General features: G+C 70.5%; 1 protein-coding gene. It reads left to right on the top strand.

Annotation, left to right across the window (positions count from 1 at the left end; all coding sequences use genetic code 11):
• Positions 1-121: 121 nt before the first annotated feature.
• The coding region (locus J7E22_RS14870) for a hypothetical protein (RefSeq protein WP_214982614.1) at positions 122-356 on the top strand (235 nt) is incomplete at its 3' end.

Raw genomic sequence — 356 nt, 5'->3', positions numbered from 1 at the left:
GATGGGGGGCGTGGATTCCGTGACGGGGACCGTGCGTTCGGGGACGCTGGACGGCGTCCCGCCTGGCAGGGGAACAACCGCGATGACGCCGGGCGTCCTCCACGGGGGGACGGGCCGCGAGGTGCGCGACCCGCCCGTGATGGTGACCGCCCGTTCCGTGGTGGTTCTGATCGTCCGGCTCGTGATGGGGATCGCCCGTTCCGTGGTGGGTCCGATCGTCCGGCTCGTGATGGTGACCGTCCGTATCGTGGTGGGTCCGACCGTCCCGCTCGTGACGGTGACCGCCCGTATCGTGGTGGCTCCGACCGTCCCGCTCGTGACGGTGACCGTCCGTTTCGTGGTGGGTCTGATCGTCC

Origin of the sequence: Curtobacterium sp. ISL-83 (genome assembly GCF_018613895.1) — a bacterium.
Classification (GTDB): Bacteria; Actinomycetota; Actinomycetes; order Actinomycetales; family Microbacteriaceae; genus Curtobacterium.
This window is presented reverse-complemented; position numbering and strand designations above follow the sequence as displayed.